We start from the raw sequence: 24807 nt of genomic DNA, 5'->3' as shown, positions 1-24807 counted from the left end.
AGTGATCAGCGGGCGCGCCCGACAGGCAGGCCCCGTCCCTCCCCCGGGTAAGGACCGGGGGTACGGACGGGGCCGGGGCGCAGGGTCGGACGGGTCAGGCAGCGGGTCGTGCGGTCAGGCGGGTCAGGCGGGTCAGGAGGTCAGGCAGGTCAGGCGGGGAGGCCGATGGGGCGTTCGCCGCTGCGGCGCTGCTGGATGACGACGGCGATGACCAGCAGGGAGCCCTGGGCGACGTTCTGCCAGAAGGAGTTGACGCCCTGGACGGTGAGGCCGTTCTCCAGGCAGCCGAGGAGGGCGACGGCGAGCAGGGTGCCGCCGATGCCGCCCTTGCCGCCCTTGAGGGCTGCGCCGCCCAGCGCCGCGGCGGTGATGGCCTTGAGTTCGAGGCCCTCGCTGCCGGAGACGGGCTGGCCGCTGCCGGTTCGGGCGGTGAGCAGGACGCCGGCGACGGCGGCGACGACGCCGATGAGGCCGTAGACGGCGATCAGGTACTTGTTGATGCTGATGCCGGCGAGGCGGGCGGCGGTGTCGTTGCCGCCGATGGCGTAGATGTTGCGGCCGATGTCGGTGTACTTGAGCAGGACGTGCGCGGCGACGGCGACCAGGATGAGGATCCAGACCATGACGGGGAGTCCGGCGATCTTGCCGCGGCCGAGGAAGACGAAGAGGTCGTCGTTGAGGACGTAGCCCTGGGCGCGGCCGTCGGAGAGGAGCTGGGCGAGGCCCTTGTAGGCGGCGAGGCCGGCGAGGGTGGCGATGGTGGGGTTGACCCGGCCGTAGACGATGACGAGGCCGTTGAGGATGCCGACCAGGACGCCGACGGCGAGGGCGGCGGCGATGCCGAGGTAGGGGTTGGACCCGGCGGAGGTGAAGGCCATCGCGGAGACGACGGAGGCGACGCCGGCCTGGGAGCCGACGGAGATGTCGAGGCCGCCGATGATGATGACGACGGTCTGGACGACGGCGAGCAGTCCGGTGATGGTGGCGGCCTCGGCGACGACCTGCATGTTGCCCAGGCTGAGGAAGTTGTCGTTGAGGGTGCCGAACAGGGCGAGCACGACGACGAGGGCGCCGATCAGGCTGAGGTTCTGCGCGCCGACGGAGGCGAGGATCCTGGTCGCGCCGCCGGAGGTGTGCGGCAGGTTCCCGCCGGCCTTGGCAGTGGGCGGATTGCCGGTGGTGGTGCTCATGCGGATGCTCCAGGAGTGGGGACGGTGGCGATGTCGTCGGCCATGGCGAGGCTGAGGATGGCCTCCTCGGTGGCGTCGGCGCGGTCGAGTTCGCCGGTGACGCGGCCGTTCTGCATGACGAGGACGCGGTCGGCGAGGCCGAGGATCTCGGGGAGTTCGGAGGAGATGACGAGGACGGCGACGCCTTCGGCGGCGAGGTCGGCGATGATCCGGTAGATCTCGGCCTTGGCGCCGATGTCGATGCCGCGGGTGGGCTCGTCCAGGATCAGGACCTTGGGTTTGCGGGCGAGCCAGCGGGCGAGCACGACCTTCTGCTGGTTGCCGCCGGAGAGCTTGCGGACCTCGTGCTCGATCGAGGGCGTCCGTACCCGGAGCCGGTCGGTGTACTCCTGGGCGAGTTCGCGTTCGGCGCCGCGCTTGACGAAGCGGAAGCGGCGCAGGCGTTCCAGGACGACGGTGCTGGTGTTGTCGCGGATCGAGCGGTGCAGGAACAGGGCCTGCGCCTTGCGTTCCTCGGGGGCCAGGCCGAGGCCGGCGCGGACGGCCGCACCGGGGTTGCCGGTGCGCAGGGGCCGGCCGTCGAGGGTGACGGTGCCGGAGCGGACGGGGCGGTCGCCGGCGAGGGCGAGGGCGAGCTCGGAGCGTCCGGCGCCGATGAGTCCGGCGAGGCCGACGACCTCGCCGGCGTGGACCTGCAGGCTGATGTCGTGGACGTCGTCGGTGGTGACGCCCCGGACGTCGAGGACGAGGCGGTCGGTGGCGACGCGGGTGCGGGAGAACATGGCGGACAGGTCGCGGCCGACCATCAGGCGCACGAGGTCGCCCTCGGTGGTGGTCGCGGCGTCCTGGACGCCGGCGAGGGTGCCGTCGCGCAGGACGGCGATGCGGTCGGCGAGTTGGAAGATCTCCTGCATCCGATGGGAGACGTAGATCACGGCGACGCCCTGGTCGCGCAGTCGGCGGATGAGGGCGAACAGGGCGTCGACCTCGTGCTCGGAGAGCGAGGAGGTGGGTTCGTCGAAGGCGATGACCTTGGCCTCGCCGGTGAGGGCGCGCAGGATCTCGACCAGTTGCCGCTGGGCGGGGGTCAACTGCGAGCCGAGGAGGTCGGGGTCGAGGACCTTGTCGAAGCCCAGGCGCTCCAGGTCGGCGGTGATGCGGCGGCGCAGTTCGGCGCGGTCCAGGCGGCGGCCCGCGGCGCGGGGGAGGGCGCCGGCGTAGACGTTCTCGGCGACGGAGACGTGCGGGATGATCTCCGGTTCCTGCGGGATGATCCGGATGCCTGCGGCGCGGGCCTGGGCGGGGGAGGCGAGGTCGATGCGGCGGCCGTCGAGGACGACATGGCCCTCGGTCGGCTGGTGGTCGCCGGTGAGGATCTTGAGCAGGGTGGACTTGCCGGCGCCGTTCTCCCCCATGAGGGCGGTGACCTGACCGGCCGGGAAGTCGAGGGTGACTCCGCCGAGCGCCTGCACCGCGCCGAACCGCTTGGTCACCTGGTGCACGCCGGCGAAGCCTGCCGGGCCCTGGCCCTGGCCGGTGGGCGGGCGCGGGGCGGGAGTCGGGTCGTGGGCTTTGCTCATGGAGATTCCTCGGGAGGTCTGTCGGGGAGTGGGTGGAGCCGGTCGGGGCGCCGGGGAGCCGGGCCGAGCGCCTCCGGCCCCTGGTCAGGGCAGCTGAGGGGGCCGGAGGCGGGCCGGGCCGGCGTGGGTGCGCCGACCGTTCGGGGGGAGGTCAGCCGCAGGTGACGCCGGCGGACTTCCAGGTGGCCGCGTCGACCATGGTGGTGGGCGCGAACGCCTCCTTCGGGAACTCCTTGCTGTTCTTGAGCTTGTCGTACATCGTCTGGACGGCCAGGGCGCCGACGTCCTTGCCGTTGATGAACAGCGCGCCCTTCATGCCGGAGGGCTTGCCGGAGCCCCAGTTCTTGCAGGCGAGGTAGGCGCCGATGCCGACACCGATCACCCGGTCCGCGCCGATGCCGGCGTTCTCCAGCGCGGTGACGCCGCCCTGCACGTTCTCGTCGTTGCAGCCCCAGACGACCCAGTTCTTGACGCCGGGGTTGGCGGTGACGGTGGCCGCGATCTTGTCCTGGGCGCCGGTCGGGGTGTTGTCGGTGGCCACGTCGATGTTCTGGACGCCGGGCGCGGCGGCGCCGAAGGCCTCCTTGGCGCCCTTCACCCGGTCGCCGCAGACGGTGACGTCCTGCTTCCAGGCGGAGATGGTGCGGGTCTCGGCCGGGTTCCAGCCCGCCTTCTTGTACTCCTCGGCGGCGCGCTTGCCGACCTCGCCGCCCATCTGGGAGCCGGAGAAGCCGATCCGGGGGACCAGGTTCTCCTTGGCGCAGGTCGAGGGGTCGGGGCCGTTGGTGCAGATCTGGTCGTCCGAGGTGAGCAGCGCCAGCTTGGCGTCCTTCGCGGCCTGGACCACCTGCGGGCCGACCGCCGGGTCCGGCACCACGATGATGATGCCGTTGGTCTTCTGCGCGACGGCCGCCTGGACCTCGCTGATCGTCTTGTTGGCGTCGTTGCCCAGGTTCACCACCTTGAGGTCGACGCCCAGCTCGGCCGCCTTCGCCTTGGCACCGGCGGCCTCGCCGACGAAGTACTCCTGGTCACCCTGCTTCTGCAGGTAGGTGATCGAGATCTTGCCGTCGACCTTGGCGACCGGGGCGTCGCCGCCGGAGGCGGCCTCCTTGCCGGTCGAACAGGCGGTCGTCAGACCGAGGCTGAGAAGCAGCCCCGCTGCGGCGACGGTACGGCTGGTGGTACGGAACATGGGGAGCTCCTTCGGGACCGCACCCGTTGACGGCAGGGTGCCGGGTGCGGTGGGGCGCTGGTACGTGGGGCCCGAGGTGGCGGACCACGATCTGGAGGAACGTGGCTGGTCGGGAACTACGTTTGTCGGTGAACAGCAAAGCGAACACAATGCTTCAGAAACCAACAGACTCGAACGTAGTGGGGATATGACACCTCTGTTTCGGAAGTCACGTCAAGAGCATGCCGGTGTCGAGACCACCTTGTGACGTGTGGCACTCGGCCCCGCCCGGCACCGTGCCCGGGCTGCGTGGGAGGTGGCGGGCGCGGGACCGCCGGCGGGGCCCGCGCGTAACGGTTCGGTAAACCCGCGGGACGGATCGGGGTCGAGCGCCTCGTACTCCAGGGACCTGCGCGCGGACCGGCGGCAGGTTGCCCGGAGAAAGCCGACCCGAGCCGAGGAGAGCAGTGAGAGACCCCGCATCGTCCTGGAGTGCCTTCGTTCCCCGCGGCGAGAAGCCCCGGCGGGGCGAATCCGCCCCGGCCGCCGACCGCGCCGCCGACGCGGAGAACGGGCGGTCGGACGGGACGGAGTGGTTCGGTCCGGCGCCGGAGGACACCGAACCCACCATCGTCGTGCGCCGCCCCGCGGCCCGGGTCCGCACCGGGGACCCGTTCCCGACGAACCATCAGGAGGCCCCGGAGGAGTGGGACATGGTCGGGCGGGGCGCCTTCCCCCGAACCGCGGCGTGGTGGACGCTGGTGGTCTCGGTCGCCGCCCTGGCGGGCGGCACGGCCGCTGCCGTCCAGTACGAAGGCGCCACCGGCGGGACGCCCAGGCCGGGGGCCTCGCCCCCGGCGGGCGGGCCGGCCGGTGCGCCCGCGCCGACGGCCGGGAGTCCCTCCGGCCCTGCCCAGCCCGTCCCGCCCGCCCCGGCCACGACGGCGGCACCGCGGAAGGGAGTTGCGGAGAGGAGCGGGGGCACCGCCACCGCGTCGGGTACCCCGGAGCCGGTGAAGCCGAGCGGAGCCCGGTCCTCCGCTTCCGTCCCCGGCGCGCCCGCCCCCGCCGCGTCCGGCGGGCCGCTGTCGGGCGAACGCTCCTCGTCCGAGCACTCCGACGGTCGCCGACCCGCGCCCGAGCCGACGCCCGAGTACTCCGAGACCGCCGCGCCACCGGCGGCCCCGGGCGCCGGCGGGTCGGCCCGGCCGTCCTCCACGCCCCCTGCGGGCCGTCCTCCCGTCACCGCGTCGGACAGCCCGACCGCGCGCCCGACGGAGGCCGCGACGCCGCCCGCCCCGAGTCCGGGAAGCACCAACGGGCCCACCACGCCGGTCCCGAGCGCCTCCGGCACGGGTCTGCCCGGCGCGGAGCCACCGTCCGGACTGCCGGCCCCGCCGCAGCAGCCGTAGCGCCTCGCCGACCGGGGCGGCCCCGCTGCGGTTCCGCCCTGGTCCCGCTGCCGTCCCGCCCTGGTCCCGTAACGAATTCGCATACCAGCGGGACGGGTGGGGACACGGGGGCTCTAACCGGCAGACACCGAGACGGGTGTCCGAACTCCTCCTCGCCGGAAGGTGACCACGTTGTCCACCCCCCGCAGTCTGATCCTCGCGGGTGCCACCGCACTCGTCCTGTCGGCCGTCCCGGTCGTCGGTGTGGCAGGAGCCACCGCCGATGCCGCGTCGGCCGGCCCCTCGGCCCCGGCCCTGAGCCTCGACGTCCCGCTGCAGCGGGGCCTGGAGCCGTCGGTGACCGGGGTGCCGCGGGAGTTCGAGGCGGGCGGCGGGGCCAAGGAGTTCACCGTCACCCTCACCAACCCGACGGAGCACGATTTCGTGGCCTTCGCGCTGCTGAAGTTCAAGAACCAGGCCGGTGACCTCCGCGCCGCCGACCTCAAGGTCGAGTACCGGCTTCCCGGTGGCACCGCCTGGCTCCCCGGCTCCCTCGCCCCGGGCGGCGAGGGGACGGACGGCAGCGTCCTGACGGTGCTCGGGGCCAGGGACGGCGAGGGTGTCTCCGACGACGCGCTCCTCGCGGTGCGGAAGGGGCGCAGCCTCGTCCTCAAGGTCCGTGCCTCGTTCTCGGCCAAGGCCCCGCGCGGCAAGGCCGGCGTCGCGCCGGTGACCTTCGCCGCGCGGCTCGACCCCCGGACCGGACTGCCGGTGGACCAGGGCAGTTACGGCTGCGCGTGCGCGGTCGGCTGCGCCGGGTTCAAGATCAAGGAACCGGCCCCGCCGGTTCCGGTCCCCACCGCGACTCCGTCGCGGACGGCCACGCCCAAGTCCACGCCGACGCCTACGACTACGCCCACGCCGACTCCCACCGTCACGGCCACTCCGTCGCGTCCGCCGACGCCGACGCCGACGGTCGCGCCGACACCGACGACCACCGCGACTCCCACCGCCGCGCCCTCGCCGTCGCCGACGCCCACCGCCACCCCGACGGCGGCGCCGACCGCGACCCCGACGCCCAAGGGGGCCCCGACCTCCGTCGCACCGCCCACGACGCCGAGTGCCACGCCCACCACCCTCCCCAGCCGCTCGGTCACCCCGACCCCGACCCCGACCGCCACGTCGGCACCGGCCGCTCCGACGCCCACCGCCACCGGGGCCACGGTCGCACCGCCGGCCGAACCCTCCTCCGACAGCACGGCCGAGGGCGCCGACCAACTGCCGGTCCCGTTCCCGATGGAGGTCCCGACCGGCGCGCCCCTGAAGATCGTTCCGGCGGCGGTCACCAAGGCGACCAGCACGGCCGACACCCTGGAGCGGAACCTCGCCACGACCGGTGGCGGCGAGGGGAAGGCCGTGATCGCCGGTGCCGGGGCGGCCATGCTCGGCGTCGGCGCCGGTGCCCTCGTCCTGCTCCGCCGCCGCAGGACGGCGCGGCACGGGTGACACGTAGCGCGGGGCGGGCCCGGGTCCGGGCCCGCCCCGTCGGACCAGCTCCGCCGCCGGGACGCTGTCCGGCGGCGGTATTTCCCTGCTTTCCGTCAACTGTCTTTCCGACGGCCTTGCTTGAGTATCAGTCAGGCTCCGGTCCGACGTCGGCGGCCGGGGGCGGAGAGCGCGATCCGGTTCATCCGGCGGCGGACCGCGCGGACGACGGGGTCGGAGTCCGGACCCGGGGTGACGAGCAGGAGAACCGCCAGCAGGGCGGTGCCGCCGATCGCCGCCTCCGCGTCGGGAACCTCCCACCAGGACGCGGCCGCCTGCCGTGCGCCGAAATGGGCGAGCGGGCTGGTCGGCCCTTCGAGCCGTGCCCACCCTTCGGCGATCAGAATCCAGAACTCCGCCGCGCACCAGGCCTCGCCCGACAACCAGGCGACGTCGGCACGGACTTCGGCGGCGCTGAGGGTGAACCGGTGGTGGGGGCCGAACGAGGAGGCCAGGGTGGTGAGCAGGCTGTCCGCCCGCCGGACGGCCAGGGCGAAGTCGTGGCACCGGGCCGCGGCGAACACCTGCTCCAGGGCACGGTGTTGGTCGAGGGGCAGCCGTGTCCGCACGTCGGCCCCGAGGGCACTCCTGTCCGTCACGCCCGGGGCCGAGAAGCCCAGCACGCACCGCCCGTCGGGCCCGAGGCGCAGCTGGAGCCCCCGGTCCCGGTCGGCGCCGGGCGCGTCCGTGGTGACCAGCCGGAGGCCGGGGAAGGCCGTGCGCGGGCCGGTCGGTCGGTGCGGTGGAAGGTCGGACGCCGTGCGGTCGGACACCATGCGGGCGGTGCTCCCTCGGTCGTGGGCGGCTGCTCGGGGCCTCGGGCCGGCGGAGGCCCGGGCATGAGGGGGAGGGTCGACTCCCGGGACCGAGCCCGCACCGTTATCGAACGGTTGCGATCGAATCCGCACGACAGGTGGTGCGGGAAGGGGCTCCTGTGAGCGATTGTGATTGCGGTTCGGCCGCAATGCTGCGACAGGATGAACCAGATGTTTCGTATGTGTTGACAGTGGCCCCTGAGGCGAGTCAGGCTACCCCTCAACATGTTGATTTCCGTTTGATGGTGTCGCTTGCTGTTCGGTTTTGGATGAGTGATCTCTCCGGCCGGACCTGGGCGCGGGACCGGACGGATGACATCAAGGAACCCTGCATGAGAAGAGTGGGATCCGTTTTCGTGGGCCTTCTGGGCCTGCTCCTGTCACTCACGGTCTGGGTGCCGGCGGCGGAGGCCGCACCTGTCACCACCTCCACCGGGACCCAGTTCCCGGACACCGCCGGCGCGGGCGTTCAGGCGCACGGCGGCGGTGTGATCAAGGTGGGCGAGTACTACTACTGGTTCGGCGAGGACCGGGGCGAGGACAACCTCTTCCGCTTCGTCTCCGCCTACCGCTCCAAGGACCTGAAGACCTGGGAGCCCCGGGGGCACGTCCTCGCCCAGGACTCCTCCCCGGAGCTGGCCGACGCGCTGATCGAGCGGCCGAAGGTCCTCTACAACGAGAAGACCAAGCAGTTCGTGATGTGGATGCACAAGGAGGCCGACGCCTGGTACGCCGAGGCCCGTGCGGCGGTGGCGGTCTCGCCCACCGTGGACGGCCCGTACGAGTGGAAGGGCTCGTTCCGGCCGAAGGACGCGGCGGGCAACGAGTACATGTCGCGCGACATCACCGTGTTCGAGGACAAGGCCGCCGGCAAGGCGTACATGATCTCCGCCGCGAACAACAACGCCGACCTGATGATCTACGAACTCACCGACGACTACACCCAGGTGAAGGACGTCGTGGCGAACCCCTGGCCGGGCCAGCACCGCGAGTCGCCGGCGCTGTTCGAGCGCGGGGGCGTCTACTTCATGCTCACCTCCGGTACCAGCTACTGGGACCCGAACCAGCAGAAGTACGCCAGCGCCCCGAGCCTCGCCGGGCCGTGGACGCCGATGCGGGACGTCGGGAACCAGGACGGCCACCAGTCGCAGACCACGTTCGTGCTGCCGGTCGAGGGCAGTGAGACCACCTCCTACCTCTACCTGGGCGACCGCTGGGCGGGTAAGTGGTCGGATCCGAAGCGGGTGAACGACTCCACCTACGTGTGGCTCCCGCTGGAGTTCCCGGACGCCACGACGATGATCCTGCCCTGGTACACCGAGGTCTCGATCGACACGGCCACCGGCCGGGTCCGGGGCAGCGGCGGGGACCAGCTCAACACCCTCGTCAACAAGGCCAGTGGGCAGTGCGCGACCGTGCCGGGCAGTGTCTCCGACAACGGCGTGGTGGTGGTCCAGGGGGCCTGCGACAGCGGGCTCAACAGCCAGTGGCGCTTCACCGACAACAACAACGGCAACGTCCGGGTGCTCGCCCAGCACAGCGGAAAGTGCCTCGACGTCTCGGACAAGTCGACCGCGAGCGGGGCCGAGGTCAAGCAGTACGACTGCGGCTGGGCCGACAACCAGCGCTGGCGGTTCGAGGACCTCGACGAGGGCTACGTCCGTATCGTCGCCAAGCACAGCAACAAGTGCCTCGCGACCGAGGACGGATCGGCCCGGGTCGGCGCCCGGCTGGTCCAGACCGACTGCGGTACCGGTGCCGGCCAGGCGTGGAAGGTCACCAAGGTCGGCGCACCCACCGACCCGACCGGCCCCACCGACCCGACGAACCCCACCGACCCGTCCGGCGGTGACACCCCGGGCAAGGTGGACCGGCGGATCAGCACCTCGGTCAAGGCCGGTGCCCTCACCATGAGCGCCGCGACCGACGCCGTCCGGCTCCCCCCGGTCGCCTTCGGGGCCGGCGGGGCATCGACGGGCACCCTGAACCCGGCGACCGTCAAGGACTTCCGCGGCGGGGCGACCGGATGGTCGCTCACCGGCAAGGTCACCGACTTCACCGGCCCGCGCGGCAGGATCGAGGCGGCCAGGCTGAGCTGGACCCCGACCTGCGCCACCAGGGCGAAGAGCCCGAGCACCTGCGTGGCCGGCAGCGCCGGAACCGTCGGCACGGTCGGCGCGACCCTCGCCTCCGCACCCGACGGCGCCCTGACCGGTGGCGAGTTCACCGCCGGTGCCGCCGTCTCCCTCGACGTCCCCGAGTTCACCCCCGTCGGCGACTACACCGGGACGCTGACCCTCACCCTCCTCTGATCGCACCACCGGGTGCCGGACGTCCCGCGTCCGGCACCCGGGTTCCAGGAAAGCGGGCGCGCCATGCGCAGAGCCTCCGTTGCCACCCTCCTCCTCGTCGTCCTGACGGTGTTCCTCCCCGCCCAGGCGCGGGCCGCCGACAACGGCGAATGGTCCGTCGAGCCGGCCGACTCCGTCATCACCCCGCGCACGGCCTTCCATCTCTCCGCGAGTCCCGGTGCGACCTTCGCCGACCGCGCCGTCGTCACCAACAGCACCGACGGGCCGCTGACCCTGCGCCTCCACGTCGCCGACGCGTACAACACACCCCGGGGCGGCGGCCTGGCGGTACGCGGCGAGGAGGAGACCCAGCGCGACGTCGGCACCTGGGGAAGGCCCGAGCACGACGTCGTGACCGTCCCCGCCCACGCGTCCGTGACGGTGCCCTTCACCCTGACGGTCCCCGCCGACGCCCCGCCCGGGGACCACGTCGGCGCCCTGGTCGCGGTCGACGACCGGGTGCAGCCGGGGGCCGGCTCGTTCATCGGGGTCCGGCGCGCGGTCGGGGCGCGGATCTACCTGCGGGTCGAGGGACCGCAGCGCCCGGCCCTCGCCGTCGAGGGACTGCGCCTCACGACCAGGAACCCGCCCGTGCCGGGGACCGGCGACAGCAGCACCACCGTGTCCTTCACCCTCCACAACACCGGGAACGTGAAGCTCGACCCCCGGGCCACGCTGCGGGTCGGCGGGATCCGTGTCGGAGGCCCGGCGACGAAGCAGTTGACGAACGTGCCGGCCGAACTGCTCCCCGGCGAGAAGGTCCAGGTGACCGAGGGCTGGGAGGGGGCGCCCTCGGGCTGGGGCGAGGTGACGGTCACGGCGACCGCGAACGGGGCCGACGCCACCGGCTCCGTCGGCTTCCTCGACCTGCCGTGGATCCTCCTCGGCGCGGTACTGGCGCTCCTCTCCGGAGGCTCCGCCGTCCTGGTGGTCAGGCGCCGCCGCGGCGGCCGGGGCCGGACCGGGGCCCGCCCCGCGGTCGGCTGAGCCGGCCGCCGGCAGGGCCCGCCCAACAGCAGCCCGAGCCCGCCGCCGGCAGGGCCCGCCCCGCAGTCCCCGGAAGCCGCTTGTTGCCTGAAACCCGGTAAACCGGGATAAATGATGACTATGGACCCTCGCCCGGGTGGAAGCGACGCGCACCGTCCGGCCGGCCCCCGGGCCGGCCCCGGCGCGCGAAGGATCGGGCGCAGCTTCGCCCGCGAGATCTTCCTGCTCCAGCTGGTGATGGTCGTCCTCCTGGTGGTCGGCGCCGTGGCGGCCCTCGTGGTGCAGCAACAGCGCTCCACCACGACCGACGCCCGGCACCGCACCCTCGCCGCCGCCGAGTCCTTCGCCCACGCGCCCGGACTCGTCGCCGCCCTGGACGGCCCCGACCCCACCACGACCCTCCAGCCGCTGGCCGAGGAGGTCCGCACCGCCGCCGGGATCGACGCGCTCATCGTCTACCGGCTCGACGGCACCGTGCTCACCCACAGCGACACCTCGCAGATCGGCAAGCACCTCATCGGCCCCTACGCCGAGGCCGCCGAGGGCAAGGCCTTCACCAGGACCTTCAACGGCGCGCTGGGCCGCTCCGTGGTCTCGGCCGTCCCCGTCGAGGACGCGACCGGCGCGGTGGTCGCCATCGTCGCCGCCCCCGTCACCCTCGAATCCATCCACAAGTCCGTCCACCACGAACTGCCCGTCTTCCTGGTCGGAGCGGTCGCCGCCAGCGCCCTCGCGGCCGGCTGCGCCGCCCTGGTCAGCCGCCGACTGCGGCGCCAGACGAGGGGCCTCGGCCCGGCCACGATGACCCGGATGTACGAACACCACGACGCCGTCCTGCACGCCGTGCGCGAGGGCGTCCTGATCACCGACGACACCGGCCGCCTGCTCCTGGCCAACGACGAGGCCCGCCGCCTCCTCGACCTCCCCGCCGACGCCGAAGGGCAGCACGTCGACACCCTCGGGCTCGCCCCCGGCACGGCCGCACTGCTCGCCTCCAAGCGCACCGCCGACGACGAGGTCCACCGTTCCGGGGACCGGCTGCTCTCCCTCAACAAACGGCCCACCTCACCCACCGGCGAGCACGGCACCAGCGTGGTGACCCTGCGCGACACCACCGAGCTGCGGGCACTGGCCGGCCGCGCGGAGCTGGCCAGGTCGCGGCTGCGGCTGCTCTACGACGCCGGGATGCGGATCGGCTCGACCCTGAACGTGGTGCGGACCGCCGAGGAACTGGCACAGGCGGCCGTCCCGGGCTTCGCCGACATCGCCACCGTCGAACTCCAGGACCCGGTGCTGCACGGCGACGCCCCGGCCGGGGCCTCCACGGTGCTGCGCCGCAGCGCCGTCGCGGGCCTCGCGCAGGACCACCCGCTCTACCCGGTCGGGAAACTGATCGACTTCGTGCCGGGCACGCCCATGGCGGCGAGCGTGCGCGAGGGCCGAGCTGTCGTGGAGGCCGACCTCGCGGCCTCCACGGGCTGGCGGAGCCAGGACCTCGAACGCGCCCAGCAGATCCTCGACCACGGCATCCACTCGCTGCTGGTCGCCCCGCTCCAGGCCCGCGGCGTGACCCTGGGGCTGGTGAACTTCTGGCGCGCCCACACCTCCCCGCCGTTCGACGAGGAGGACCTCGCCTTCGCCAAGGAGGTCGGCGGCCGCGCCGCGGTCTGCATCGACAACGCCCGGCGCTACAGCCGGGAGCACGCCATGGCGGAGACCCTCCAGCGTAGCCTGCTGCCCCGGGAACTGCCCGCCCAGGAGGCCCTGGACGTGGCCCACCGCTACCTGCCCGCCCAGGCCGGCGTCGGCGGCGACTGGTTCGACGTCGTCCCGCTGCCCGGCGCCAGGATCGCCCTCGTCGTCGGCGACGTGGTCGGCCACGGCCTGCACGCCGCCGTCACCATGGGCCGCCTGCGCATCGCCGTCCACAACTTCTCCGCCCTCGACCTGCCCCCGGACGAACTGCTCGGCCACCTCGACGACCTGGTCGCCCGCATCGACGACCAGGAGGGCGAAGGCCCGGACAGCGCCCAGGTGATGACGGGCGCCACCTGCTTCTACGCCATCTACGACTCGGTCGCCGGACGGGTCGCCGCCGCGAGCGCGGGCCACCTCCCGATGGCGCTGGTCGGCCCCGACGGCACCGTCACCTTCGTCCGGCCGCCGGTCTCCCCTCCGCTGGGCCTCGGCGACGGCCTGCCCGTGGAGGCCGTCGAGTTCGCCGTGCCCGAGGGATCCCGGCTGGTGCTCTGCACCGACGGCCTGCTCAAGGCCCGCGACCGGGACGTGGACCTCGCCCTGGACGCGCTGGCACAGGTGCTCGCCGGTCCGGCCCGCGCCCCGGAGGAGGACTGCGAGCGGGTGATCGGGTCGATGCTGCGCACCAGGCCCACCGACGACATCGCGCTCCTGGTCGCCCGCACCAGGCTCCTCGCCCGGGACCGGGTCGCTGAATGGGACGTCACCAGCGACCCCGCGGCCGTGGGCCCGGTGCGCCGGGACTGCGCCCGGCAACTGGCCGACTGGGGGCTGGAACGGCTCTCCTTCGGCACCGAACTCATCCTCAGCGAACTGATCACCAACGCGGTGCGCTACGGCAGGGAACCCGTCCACGTCCGGCTGCTCCTCACCGACACCCTGGTCTGCGAGGTCTCCGACGGGAGCAGTACCGCACCGCACATCCGCCGGGCCGCGGACACCGACGAGGGCGGCCGGGGGCTCTTCCTCGTCGCCCGCTACGCCGAGCGCTGGGGCACCCGCTACTCGGCGCGGGGCAAGACCATCTGGACCTCCCAGTCGCTCACCGGGGAGGACGCCTCGGCCGACGAGCTCTCGGAGGACGACCTGCTCGGCCAGTGGGACGATCTCTAGGCCCGACCGTGCCCGGATACCGACTGTGTCCGGACACCGACCGTGGCCGGGTACCGACCGTGGCCGCCCGCAGGCCCCCGCCCGGACGGGCACGCCAGGAGCGCACCGCCGCGGCCGAGTAGGCTCGGAAGCGGACACATCGCGTCACCGCCGAACCCCCTCAGGAGGCGTCGTGGCCCCGACCGCACGCCGTGTCGGCGTCCTCGCCGCCTGTTGCTGCCTGGCGGTGACGGTCCTGGCCGGCTGCGGCAGTGACGGCCACCGCGCGCCGACGAGGCCGGCCCTCGCCGTCTCCGCCCAGGACGCCGGCGGGACGGACGCGCTGGTCGCGGCGGCCAGGGCGGAGGGGAAGCTCAACGCCACCACGCTGCTGCCGCACTGGGCGAACTACGGGGGCCTGATCGAGGGCTTCACCGCGAAGTACGGGATCCCGGTGGTCGTCGACAACCCCTACGGCTCCAGCCAGGACGAGATCGACGACATCAAGCGCTACCGGGGCCAGGACCGGGCACCCGATGTGCTCGACCTCGGCGACACCTACGCCCGGTCCGCGGCCGGGGAGGGCCTGCTGGCCACCTACCGGACGGCGACGTTCGGCCGGATCCAGGCCGACCAGAAGGACGCCGCCGGACGCTGGAGCAACAGCTACGGAGGCTACGTGGCGATCGGCTGCGACGCGCACCGGGTCCGGCACTGCCCCGCGTCGTTCGCCGACCTGCTCAAGCCCGAGTACCGGGGCATGGTGGCGCTGAACGGCAACCCCACCACCGCCGGATCGGCCTTCGCCGGAGTGTTCGCGGCGGCCCTGGCGAACGGCGGCTCGTTCGACGACATCGCGCCGGGCGTCGCCTTCTTCGCCCGGCTCGACGCCGTCGGCAACTACAACCGGGCCAACCCCGACCCGGCCGCGATCGTGAGCGGCGCGACGCCCATCAGCATCGAATGGGACTTCCTCAACCTCACCCACACCGCCGACTTCGCCGGAACCGGGGTGGACTGGCGGGTGGCGATCCCGTTCGACGGCAGCTTCTCCCAGTACTACGCCCAGGCCGTCAACAAGGATGCCCCGCACCCGGCCGCCGCCCGGCTGTGGGTGGAGTACCTGGCGAGCCCGGAGGGGCAGAACCTGCGGCTCGTCGACTACGCGCGCCCGGTGCTGATGGACGTCATGGCGAAGAACGGCACCCTGGACAAGTCCCTCGCCGCGAAGCTGCCGACGGTCGAGGGCACGCCGGTGTTCCCCTCCGAGGCCCAGCTGAACACGGCGCTGCAGTACGTCCGGCAGCACTGGCCCACGGCCGTCCCCGCCCGGTGACAGCGGGCCCGGCCCGGCCCGGCTCGGTCCGCCCAGGTCCGGTCCGGCCGGGGGCGTTCACAGGCGGAAGGCGGCGGCCGGCCGACAGGCCGGGTCCGAGGTGCAGCCGGCGGCGCGCAGCTCCAGGACGCCGTCCACCTTTCCGGCGGCCTCGGCGGCGAGGAACAAGCCGGAGGAACGGTGGCGGAGCGCGCTCTCCCCGCCGCCGAGGTCGACGAGCTGCCAGGACTGACCGGTACCGCCGTCGCACACCTGCTCGGCGACGGCGGTCCCGGCGCTCCCGGCCGCTTCCAGGCACCCGTTGTTCGCGGCGCCGACGAGCCGGACGCCGCCGGAGCGGTCGGCGCGCACGATCCAGACCTGGTCCTCCGAGCCGGTGCAGGGAGTCAGGAACGGCTGGCCGCCGGTCGCCTCCCGGTCCTCGACCTCACCGCAGGTGCCCGGTCCGGCGAGGCGCAGCCGGACCCGCCGGTCCCCCGGGAGCGCGGCGGCCGGGGTGGAGACCGAGAGCACGCTCGCGGACAGCCCGCCGCTCCGCCCGCCGGCCGGCGGGGGCGAGGGGGCGGTCGCGGACGGGGAACCGGGGCGGGTCGAGGTGCTCGGCGGCGTGGTTCCGGTGGGGGAGAGGAGAGTGCCCGGTGTGCCGGTGGCGCGGCTGCGGTCCCCCGTCGGGACCGGCGGCATCGGCGGTGTCGGTGTCGGTGTCGGCGTGGGCGTCGGCAGGAGGTCCGGGAGGGTCGGGGCGGTGGCGGCCGGGGTGTCGTCCGCCGGGACGGGGGCGGGTGGTCGCGCGTCCGCGGGCCGCTCCGGGGAGGGCGGGACGAAGAACGGTGTCAGCGCGAGCGCGGCGAGGACGGCCACGCCGACCGTGAGCGAGCCCGCCACAGCCTTCGAGGTACCCGTACGCGGGCCGGGGACCGACGGCGGCTCGTACGGCGGCGGGCCGGTCTGCGGCGTGTCGACCGGTGGTGCGTCGTGCGGTGGTGCGTCGTGCGGCGACGGGGAGGACACCGGCCCGGTGGCGCCCACGAGCGCGGACGCGTCCGCCCCGCCCGCCGGCCACGGGCCGACGAACGCCACCGCGGCGAGCCGCAACCGCCGGTTGACGTCCTGCAGTTCCTCGTCGCAGCGGCGGCAGTCCGGGCACTCGTCGAGGTGCCGGGCCAGGGCTTTGGACCTCCGCTGGCCGCTCCCGCGGACCTGGGCGGCGAGCCGGCCGGAGAAGGCCTGGCACTCGGCCGACTGCGCCGTGGACAGGTGCGCCGTCAGGTAGGCCGTGCGCAGACCCTCCCGGGCCCGCGCGGCGAGCGAGGAGACCCCGCTCGCCGACAGGCCGAGCAGCTGCGCCACCTTCTCCGCGGGCAGGCCCTCGACCACCGAGTGCCACAGCACCGACTGCCACCGCTCCGGGAGCGAGCGGAACGCCGCGACGATCAGCTCGTGCTCGGCGGAGGCGGCGAGGATCTGGTCGGGGGAGAGGGCGTGCTCGGCCTCGTCGGCCCAGTCCTGGACGTCGTCGGTGGGGAAGGAGCGCCGGTCGCTGGTCGCCCACGCCGCCGCGGTGTTGCGGACGACCGTCAGGAGGTAGGGGCGCCAGCTGTCGGTCGGCCCGCTGCCCGCCCGCACGGCCGCCAGGGTCCGGACGAAGGCCTCGCTCGCGAGGTCCTCGGCGCGGTGGTCCATGCCGCCGAGCGAGCGCGCGTAGCCGAGCGCGGCGCGGTGGTGACGCTCGAACAGGGTTCCCACCACCTCGTCGTCCCCGGCCCGCAGACGGGCGATCAGCGCGGCGTCCGACTCGGTGTCGGCGCCCGAGGAGGACGGGTGGGGCCCGCCGGCCGTCCCTCGCGGGGAGGTGGGCTCGGGGGCGGCGTCGGCCGGGTGCGGCGGCTGGGGCATGGGTGTCCTTGAGGGGGTGCGGACGTTCGGTGGATCGTGGGGCGCGGGTGGCTCAGGGCCCCGCGCGGACGGCCGGGGGCGCGGTGCGCCGTCCGGGTACCGGAGGGCTCGGGGCGTGCGGCCGCGCCCGGTCCGCCTCCGGGCGGTGATGTTGGCGCGGCCACGCGCTCCGGCGGCCGGTCCGTGGACGGTGCGTCAGCGGGTCTTCGGCGTCGGCGACATGACAGGTCGGCACGGCGCACTCCTCGGTTCGGGGGACTCGGACAGGGGGGAGTGGCGATCGCAGCCCGCGTCCCGCTGCGTTGCGAGATCGTTACCCGCCCGGCGAGCGACGGACGAGTGGGTCGGGCGAGGGGCGGGGGAGGTCGGGGCAAAAGGCATCGGGGGTGGCCGCCTTTCCCGGAACGGGGCGGGGTCTGCAAGAGTAATCACAGATCGGCGGAACGGGGAAATGCGTCAAGATGCTTTCCCGTCGGTGCGGGTCCGCCGGTCGCCCACGGGTTTCCGTTCGGCGCGACCGAATCCCGGAATCGGAATTCCCGGGCCGCTGAGGGCCCTCCGCGACCTTGCCGCCGACCCCTGGCGGCCCCCGCCGGAGGTGGCCGCCGAAGGTGACGGACGGTAGTGGGACGGCTTCCCGCCGGTGCGGCAGGGCCGCCTCCGGGCCGGTACTGCCACGTATTCGGCCCCCGGAGGCCCGTACTACCCAGAGTTGCGGCCGGGGGTACCTACGGTTCCGCCGGCCCGTGAGAACTTGGGTGGCCGTGACTCTGGACCACCCCGTGTGCGTTTGCTTTCCTGGAATCAGCAATACCGCCCGGGACGACCGGGTGCGGCACCGAGGAGAAATACCATGGCCACGAGAATTCGGCCCGTTGCGAGCCGTCCCACCGCCATTTATCTGCGGTGCTACCCGTGCGACGCGGTCCGGATGCTCGATTTCTGGCAGATCCTGGAGCGCTATTCCGTCGAATCCGGACTGGGTGAGGCGACCCTGTTCCTGGACAACGGCAGGCGGTCGACCGAGCCGCTGGCGGCGCTGGCCGACCTGACCCGCGCGGTCGAGGCGGGTGTGTGCGAGACCGTTCTCGTCCCCGGTCCGTTCGTGTTCTCGCTGGACGACGCCAAGGCTGCGGCGACCGTCCGGCGGCTGGAGGAGGCGGGCGGCCGGGTGGTGGAGATGCCGCGGCCCCCGTACTCCGCCGCGGTGCCGCCGGCGGACGCGGTCGCGGTCTGCTGACCCCGCGTCCCGGCCCGTGACCGGGGCCGGTGCACGTCCGCCCGTCGCCGCCACCTATGCCCCGGCCTCTCCGGAGAGGCCGGGGTATAGGTGTGCGTAGGGGTGGTGGGCCCGGGGCGGCGCCGCCGGTGGGTGTGCGGGGGTGACGGCTGTTGGCCGGATCCAGCCGGTCCGCGAAGGGCAGGGTGACATGTTCGCGCAAACATGTCAGGCTTCGTCGCGCCTGCCGGACTCGCCAAGTCGTCAGTGGAGAGCGGCAGTTGCCTGTACGCCGTTGCCCGGACGGCGACCGGACAACGTCGTCCGGCGCATCCGGGCCCCGAGGCCGGGCCCGACGCCGGCCACCCCCCGAGGAGTTTCCTTGACACCTCACACCCGCAGGACCGCCGGAGCGTGCGCGCTCGCGCTCGGCGTCTCCCTCGTCACCGCCCTGCTGCCGTCCGGGGCCGCCACGGCCGGACCGGTCGGCGCCGGCCCCACCGTGACCGCCGCCGGGCGCGTCGGCCCCGGCCCGGGCGTCCCCGGCGTCCCCGCCCCCCGGGCGGGCTCCGCGCCCGCGGCGCTGGACCGGGAGGAGCAGGCCGCGCTCACGGCCGACGCCCGGACCCGCCGCTCGGCCACCGCCGAAGCCCTCGGCCTCGGCCCCGAGGAGGAGTTGGAGCCGAAGTCCGTCAGCAAGGACACCGACGGCACACTGCACACCCGGTACGACCGCACCCTCGCCGGAGTCCCGGTCCTCGGCGGAGACCTGGTGGTCCACACGGCCGCCGACGGAACCGTCAAGGACGTCGACCTGGCCACCGGCGCTGCCCTGGCGGTCGCCCCCGCCCTGGCGGGCGTTACCGCCGGGACCGCCAACGCCCGCGCACTGGAGCGCGCCGGGGCCGAGGGGGTGAGCGCCGCGAAGATCGACTCCGTTCGCGAGGTCGTGTGGGCCGCGACCGGTCGGCCGGTGCGCGCCTGGGAGAGCGTCGTCGGCGGGGTGCAGGGCGACGGGACCCCGTCCGAGCTGCACGTCGTCACCGACGCCGCCACCGGCACCCGGCTCTTCGAGTACCAGAACGTCAGGAACGGCTCCGGCCACAGCCAGTACTCCGGCGACGTCACCCTCGGCACCACCGCGGCGGGCGGCACGTTCAGCCTGACGGACGGCACCCGCGGCGGGCACCGGACCTACGACCTGGAGCACACCGAGGACGACCGCGCCACCGGCACCCTGTTCACCGACGCCGACGACGTCTGGGGCACCGGCCGGCCCGACCACCCGCAGACCGCCGGGGTCGACGCCGCCTACGGGGCACAACTGACCTGGGACTGGTACAAGAACGTCCAGGGCCGCGACGGCATCCGGAACGACGGCGTCGCCGCCACCAGCCACGTCCACTACGGCACGGGCTACGCCAACGCCTACTGGTGGGACGTCTGCTTCTGCATGACGTACGGCGACGGCGACTACGACGCCAAGCCGCTCACCTCGATCGACGTGGCCGCCCACGAGATGATGCACGGCGTCACCGCCAACACCGCCGGCCTGGTCTACAGCGGCGAGTCCGGCGGCCTGAACGAGGCGACCTCCGACATCATGGCCGCCGCGGTCGAGTTCTGGGCCGGGAACACGGCCGACCCGGGGGACTACCTGATCGGCGAGAAGATCGACATCAACGGCGACGGCACGCCGCTGCGCTACATGGACAAGCCCTCCAAGGACGGTGCCTCCAAGGACTACTGGTACGCCGGGATCGGCTCCAGCGACGTCCACTTCTCCTCCGGCCCGGCCAACCACTGGTTCTACCTGGCCTCCGAGGGCAGCGGCGCCAAGCTCGTCAACGGCGTGGCGTACGACTCGCCGACCTCCGACGGCCGGCCGGTCAACCCGATCGGGCGCGAGGCCGCCGCAGCGGTCTGGTACCGCGCCCTCAGCACCTACATGACCTCCTCCACCGACTACGCCGGTGCCCGCACCGCCACTCTCGAGGCCGCCGCCGACCTGTACGGTGCCGACAGCCCCGCCTACCGGAACGTTGCCAACGCCTGGGCCGCCGTCAACGTCGGGGCCCGCATCACCACCGGCGTCACCCTGGCCAGCCCCGGCGACCAGGTCACCCGGACCGGCACCGCGGTGAACCTCCGGACCGAGGCCACCAGCAGCAATGCCGGGCCGCTCGCCTACACCGCCACCGGCCTGCCCGCCGGCCTGGCGATCGACGCCACCACCGGCGTGATCACCGGCACCCCCACCACCCAGGCCACCGCCACCGTCACCCTCACGGCCACCGACCCCACCGGCGCCCACGACGTGGTGTCGTTCTCCTGGACCACCTGGACCACCTGGACCGCCGGCCAGTGCGCCACCGCCCAGCAGTTCGCCAACCCCGGCTTCGAGGACGGCCCGGTCGCCTGGAGGGCCTCGAACAGCCGGAGCATCGACTCCACCAACCCTTACACCCTCCCGCGCAGCGGAGCGTGGAAGGCCTGGCTGGGCGGCCACGGCGACACCAGCACCGACACCCTGTCCCAGTCCGTCCACATCCCGTACGGGTGCCGGGCGGTGCTGACCTTCTGGGTGCACATCAGCACCGACGAGAGCACCACGACTGTGCCCTACGACAAGCTGACCGTCCAGGCCGGCGACACCGTGCTGGCCACCTGGTCCAACCTGGACGCGACCACCGGTTACGTCGAGCGGAGCGTCGACCTGTCCTCCTACGCGGGTCAGTACGTCGACCTGCGCTTCGTCGGCCGGGAGGACCTCGCGGCCCGGACGACCTATCTGATCGACGACACCGCGGTCACCCTCGGGAACTGACCCACCCGCGGGACCACCGGGACACCTTCCCCCAGGACCGCCGCCCGCCGGGGCGGCGGTCCGCCGCTTACCCGGGCGCGGTCGCAGGCCCGCGCGGTAACGGTTGGGCAACACGGCGGGCGCGGCCGCCGGTCAGCGGCTCCCCCAGGGACAGCCGAAGGAGACCCGGGGCCCCGGCAGGGCACGGGTCCGCCCGGGACCGATCCAGCAAGGACCTCCATGCCCGCTCCCGTCGCCCCCCTCACCGACTCCGAACTCTGCGGTCTGCTGGTGGCGGCGCCCACCCGGCGCGCCGCGGCCGAGGAGCTGATGCGCAGACACGGCGAGGTGGTGCTGGCCTACGCCCGGCGTTCTCTGCGGGGACCGGCAGAGCGCCGAAACGCTCACGGTGGCGACCTTCAACCGGGCGCTGGACGTCTTCGGCCTCGGGCCCGTCCCCGCCCCGACCTGGATGTCCTGCCTGGTGGACGGGGCCCGTGAGCTGGCCGCCCGGTGGGCCGACGACGGACACCCCGACCTTCTGTCGCCGGCCTTCGGGGGCTGGCTGCGGCACCGGCAGCAGGTGTCCGACCGGGTCGGGTCCGTCGCCGCGCTGCGTGCGGCCGAGAGCGGCTGCCCGCTCCTCCGCGCGCTCCACCGGCTTCCCGAACCCGCGGCCGCCGAGGTGTGGCACACCCTGCTGCCGGCGCCCGGAACCGGTGTTCCGCCGGTGCCGCCGGCCGGCCCGGTACGGCGGGAACTGGCCATGGCCTACCTGCGGGAACGCAACTCCCTCGTGGCCGAGCGGCTGTGCCGGCACCTGGCCGTCCGACTGGCCGATGCCGCGGGCGACGGTCGTCCGGCTGGCCCGGAGCTGACCGGGCACCTGGACGGGTGCGGGCCCTGCGCGCGAACACTGGCCGACCTGCGGGCCGTCCACCACTGGGACATCGCCCGACTACGGGCGCGGGCGCTGCTGGACCAGTGGGAGCCCAGCCCGCAGGACCCGCCCGCGCCCGGCGCCGAGGACGCCGTCACCAGTCCCGTACCCGCACCGGCCGGAGCGGGTACGAGTGTGCCGGAGCACCGTCGGCGCCGCCGGTCGGCGCGGCACGCCCGCAAGCCCCGGACGGGAGCCGTCTGGGCGGCCGGACTCGGAACACTGACGCTGGCCTGCGCCCTGACACCGGTGCTGGGCGCGTCCGACCGCGAGCGCACCGTGCCCGCGGTGCCCACCCCGTCGGAGGGGCCGGGCAGCGAGCCCGCTCCGACACCTCGAACCGTGACCCCCACCCCTCCGACCCCGACCCCGACGACCCTGCGCCGGGCGAGCTGGGAGCACACGTCCTGACACCGCGGTGGCTCCAGCCGCAGGGCGGTCAGACCTCCAGGCCCTCCAGCATCTCCGTGACCAGGGCGGCGATGGGGGAGCGTTCGGAGCGGGTGAGGGTGATGTGGGCGAACAGGGGGTGGCCCTTGAGCTTCTCGACGACGGCGACGACGCCGTCGTAGCGGCCGACGCGGAGGTTGTCGCGCTGGGCGACGTCGTGGGTGAGGACCACCCTGGAGCCCTGGCCGATCCGGGAGAGCACCGTCAGCAGGACGTTGCGCTCCAGCGACTGCGCCTCGTCCACGATCACGAAGGCGTCGTGCAGGGAGCGCCCCCGGATGTGGGTCAGCGGCAGGACCTCCAGCATCCCCCGGGAGATGACCTCCTCGACCACGTCCGGCGTGGTGACGGCCGACAGGGTGTCGAAGACCGCCTGCGCCCAGGGGCTCATCTTCTCCGACTCGGACCCCGGCAGGTAGCCCAGCTCCTGGCCGCCGACCGCGTACAGCGGCCGGAACACCATCACCTTGCGGTGCTGCTGCCGCTCCAGGACCGCCTCCAGCCCCGCGCACAGCGCCAGCGCCGACTTCCCCGTACCCGCCCGCCCGCCCAGCGAGACGATCCCCACCTCCGGGTCCAGCAGCAGGTCCAGCGCCACCCGCTGCTCGGCGCTGCGCCCGCGCAGGCCGAAGGCCTCGCGCTCGCCGCGCACCAGACGCACCCGGCCGTCGCCGGCGACCCGGCCCAGGGCCTTCCCGCGCTCGGAGGTGAGGACGAGGCCGGTGTGCACGGGCAGGTCGGCGACGCCGGGGACGTCGACGCCGGCGTCGTGGCCGGCGGCGAACAGCGCGTCCACGTCGTCGGCGTCGACGTGGAGCTCGGCCATGCCGGTCCAGCCGGAGGTGATCGCGAGCTCGGCGCGGTACTCCTCGGCGAGCAGGCCCACCGAGGACGCCTTGATCCGCAGCGGGAGGTCCTTGGAGACGACGGTGACGTCGTATCCCTCGGCCTGGAGGTTGCGGGCGACCGCCAGGATCCGGGTGTCGGCCTCGCCGCCGCCGGCCCGGTAGCCGACCGGCAGTATCGAGGTGTCCGAGTGGTTGAGCTCGACCCGGATGGAGCCGCCGAGCTCGCCGACCGGGATCGGCTCGTCCAGGCGCCCGAACCGGATCCGGAAGTCGTCGAGCAGCCGCAGCGCCTGGCGGGCGAAGTAGCCCAGCTCCGGGTGGTGCCGCTTGGCCTCCAGCTCGGTGACCACGACCACGGGGAGGACGACCTCGTGCTCCTCGAAACGGGTCATCGCCAGCGGGTCCGCCAGCAGCACACTGGTGTCGAGAACGTACGTCCGCCGGTCGCGCTTGCGTGCGTGGAGCCACTGCTCGGGCCGGTTCTCGTGGTCTTCGCTGCTCATCGGGTACCTCCAGGGGGACTGGCCGGAGCGGGAACCGCGGCCCGGGGGAGGGGCCGGACGGCGCACGGTCCGCCGGGGCGGGCGATCCCTTCGCGGATCGCGGCGGACGCCGGATCGGCGGGGCGTTCCGCGACCGCCGACCGTGTCCGGTCCGATAGCCCGGAGGCAGGGGCGGATCATCGGGGGGCGAGACCGCCGGAATGCCGACCGGTGCCGTATTCCTGACCGGGGCGACCTCCTTCCAGCGAGGCGGGGAATCGCGGTGCGACGGCCCCTGACCTGCGGTTGTGCGGCTCCGAATGCGTGCGGGGAATCCCGGTGACGGACCGGGATCCGCTGATCCCGGGCACTCCTCGGGCGGGATCTGGTTGCCCGGAATCGGGCCGCACCGCGGTGGGCCGGAAATCCTTCCCCGCTTCGTTGGGAGCACGATAACCAGCGATCCACGCCACGGGAACGTGACGTGGATCACGGTGCGGTGTCGGCGCGCGGCGTCACGGTGCGCCGTGCGGACCCGCCTTCCCGCGACGGTGGGCGGGGCGGGCCGACGGCAGGTGCATCAGCACCTGGGCGGCCGGGGGGAGGAGGGCGGTCGCCAGGTCGAGGACGGGCAGCGGCGTGCGGGCGCCGATCGTCAGCACCACCGTCACGGCGGCCAGCAGCAGCGAGAGGCCGGCGAGGACGTCCAGCATGCCCCGAGCCCGGCGGCCTCCGCGCACGGCGCGGCGGACGATCAGGCCCGACGCCGCCAGCACTCCGACCGCCGGAACCAGGAGGACGATGTCGCCGGGCTCGAGCCCGGCGGGAATCCGGGCGGAGAACACGTCCAGCAGCATCAGGCCCGCGACGAGCAGGAGGAGGGACCAGAGGGCCGTCGCGCAGCGCAGGGGGAGGGGCATGTGACCTGTCTTCGGTGGAGGCGGCTC

At 73.8% G+C, this 24807-nt stretch carries 15 protein-coding genes and 2 pseudogenes; 9 read left to right on the top strand and 8 right to left on the bottom strand.

All coding sequences use genetic code 11. The features are described 5' to 3' along the window. Positions 1 to 149: 149 nt before the first annotated feature. The 4 genes from OG715_RS01510 to OG715_RS01495 form a co-directional block, all read right to left on the bottom strand. A complete protein-coding gene (locus OG715_RS01510) occupies positions 150 to 1190 on the bottom strand; it encodes an ABC transporter permease (protein ID WP_327063657.1) in 1041 nt (346 codons plus the stop codon). Further along, a complete protein-coding gene (locus OG715_RS01505) occupies positions 1187 to 2770 on the bottom strand; it encodes a sugar ABC transporter ATP-binding protein (protein ID WP_327063656.1) in 1584 nt (527 codons plus the stop codon). The genes OG715_RS01510 and OG715_RS01505 overlap by 4 nt, the downstream gene beginning before the upstream one ends. A gap of 151 nt (positions 2771 to 2921) precedes the next feature. After that, the gene (locus OG715_RS01500) at positions 2922 to 3965 is read right to left on the bottom strand and encodes a substrate-binding domain-containing protein (protein WP_266308933.1); all 1044 of its coding nucleotides are present in this window, start codon (positions 3963 to 3965) and stop codon (positions 2922 to 2924) included. Positions 3966 to 4632: 667 nt separating this feature from the next. Then, positions 4633 to 5262: a hypothetical protein gene (locus OG715_RS01495; protein WP_327063655.1), complete on the bottom strand. Its 630-nt coding sequence runs from the start codon at positions 5260 to 5262 to the stop codon at positions 4633 to 4635. A gap of 265 nt (positions 5263 to 5527) precedes the next feature. Between OG715_RS01495 and OG715_RS01490 the strand changes: the two genes are divergently transcribed. Next, positions 5528 to 6841 (top strand): hypothetical protein, encoded by a 1314-nt coding sequence (locus OG715_RS01490; protein ID WP_327063654.1) that lies wholly within the window; start codon positions 5528 to 5530, stop codon positions 6839 to 6841. Positions 6842 to 6972: 131 nt separating this feature from the next. On the opposite strand, the gene OG715_RS01485 is transcribed toward OG715_RS01490, so the two are convergent. Beyond that, a complete protein-coding gene (locus OG715_RS01485) occupies positions 6973 to 7656 on the bottom strand; it encodes a hypothetical protein (RefSeq protein WP_327063653.1) in 684 nt (227 codons plus the stop codon). A gap of 188 nt (positions 7657 to 7844) precedes the next feature. Here OG715_RS01485 and OG715_RS01480 point away from each other — a divergent pair. From OG715_RS01480 to OG715_RS01460, 5 genes and pseudogenes are all read left to right on the top strand, one after another. Then, a pseudogene (locus tag OG715_RS01480) lies at positions 7845 to 9473 on the top strand (RICIN domain-containing protein); the annotation flags it as partial. Positions 9474 to 9497: 24 nt separating this feature from the next. Then, positions 9498 to 10007: pseudogene (locus OG715_RS01475) on the top strand (WxL domain-containing protein); the annotation flags it as partial. A 63-nt stretch (positions 10008 to 10070) separates the two neighbouring features. Next, entirely contained in the window at positions 10071 to 11033 is a 963-nt protein-coding gene (locus OG715_RS01470) for a WxL protein peptidoglycan domain-containing protein (RefSeq protein ID WP_327063652.1), read from the top strand. A gap of 111 nt (positions 11034 to 11144) precedes the next feature. Then, a complete protein-coding gene (locus tag OG715_RS01465; RefSeq protein ID WP_407660934.1) occupies positions 11145 to 13904 on the top strand; it encodes a SpoIIE family protein phosphatase in 2760 nt (919 codons plus the stop codon). A gap of 172 nt (positions 13905 to 14076) precedes the next feature. Then, positions 14077 to 15219 (top strand): ABC transporter substrate-binding protein, encoded by a 1143-nt coding sequence (locus OG715_RS01460; RefSeq protein WP_407660933.1) that lies wholly within the window; start codon positions 14077 to 14079, stop codon positions 15217 to 15219. A 57-nt stretch (positions 15220 to 15276) separates the two neighbouring features. On the opposite strand, the gene OG715_RS01455 is transcribed toward OG715_RS01460, so the two are convergent. Next, positions 15277 to 17115 (bottom strand): sigma-70 family RNA polymerase sigma factor, encoded by a 1839-nt coding sequence (locus OG715_RS01455; protein ID WP_327063651.1) that lies wholly within the window; start codon positions 17113 to 17115, stop codon positions 15277 to 15279. 853 nt (positions 17116 to 17968) lie between these two features. On the opposite strand from OG715_RS01455, the gene OG715_RS01450 reads away from it, so the two are divergent. From OG715_RS01450 to OG715_RS01440, 3 genes are all read left to right on the top strand, one after another. Next, positions 17969 to 18355: a hypothetical protein gene (locus OG715_RS01450; protein WP_266308927.1), complete on the top strand. Its 387-nt coding sequence runs from the start codon at positions 17969 to 17971 to the stop codon at positions 18353 to 18355. Positions 18356 to 18716: 361 nt separating this feature from the next. Continuing rightward, positions 18717 to 21161, top strand: a complete 2445-nt coding sequence (locus tag OG715_RS01445; protein ID WP_327063650.1) for a M4 family metallopeptidase — start codon at positions 18717 to 18719, stop codon at positions 21159 to 21161. 388 nt (positions 21162 to 21549) lie between these two features. Then, a complete protein-coding gene (locus OG715_RS01440; protein WP_327063649.1) occupies positions 21550 to 22491 on the top strand; it encodes a hypothetical protein in 942 nt (313 codons plus the stop codon). Positions 22492 to 22519: 28 nt separating this feature from the next. On the opposite strand, the gene OG715_RS01435 is transcribed toward OG715_RS01440, so the two are convergent. Continuing rightward, entirely contained in the window at positions 22520 to 23881 is a 1362-nt protein-coding gene (locus OG715_RS01435) for a PhoH family protein (RefSeq protein ID WP_327063648.1), read from the bottom strand. Between the two features lie 494 nt (positions 23882 to 24375). Next, positions 24376 to 24780, bottom strand: coding sequence for a hypothetical protein (locus OG715_RS01430; RefSeq protein ID WP_327063647.1), 405 nt, complete (start codon positions 24778 to 24780; stop codon positions 24376 to 24378). Between the last annotated feature and the right edge of the window lie 27 nt (positions 24781 to 24807).

Origin of the sequence: Kitasatospora purpeofusca, from assembly GCF_036010405.1 — a bacterium.
In the GTDB taxonomy this organism is placed as follows: Bacteria; Actinomycetota; Actinomycetes; order Streptomycetales; family Streptomycetaceae; genus Kitasatospora; species Kitasatospora purpeofusca.
The sequence above is the reverse complement of the archived record's forward strand: the minus strand, read 5'-3'. Positions and strand labels throughout refer to the sequence as shown.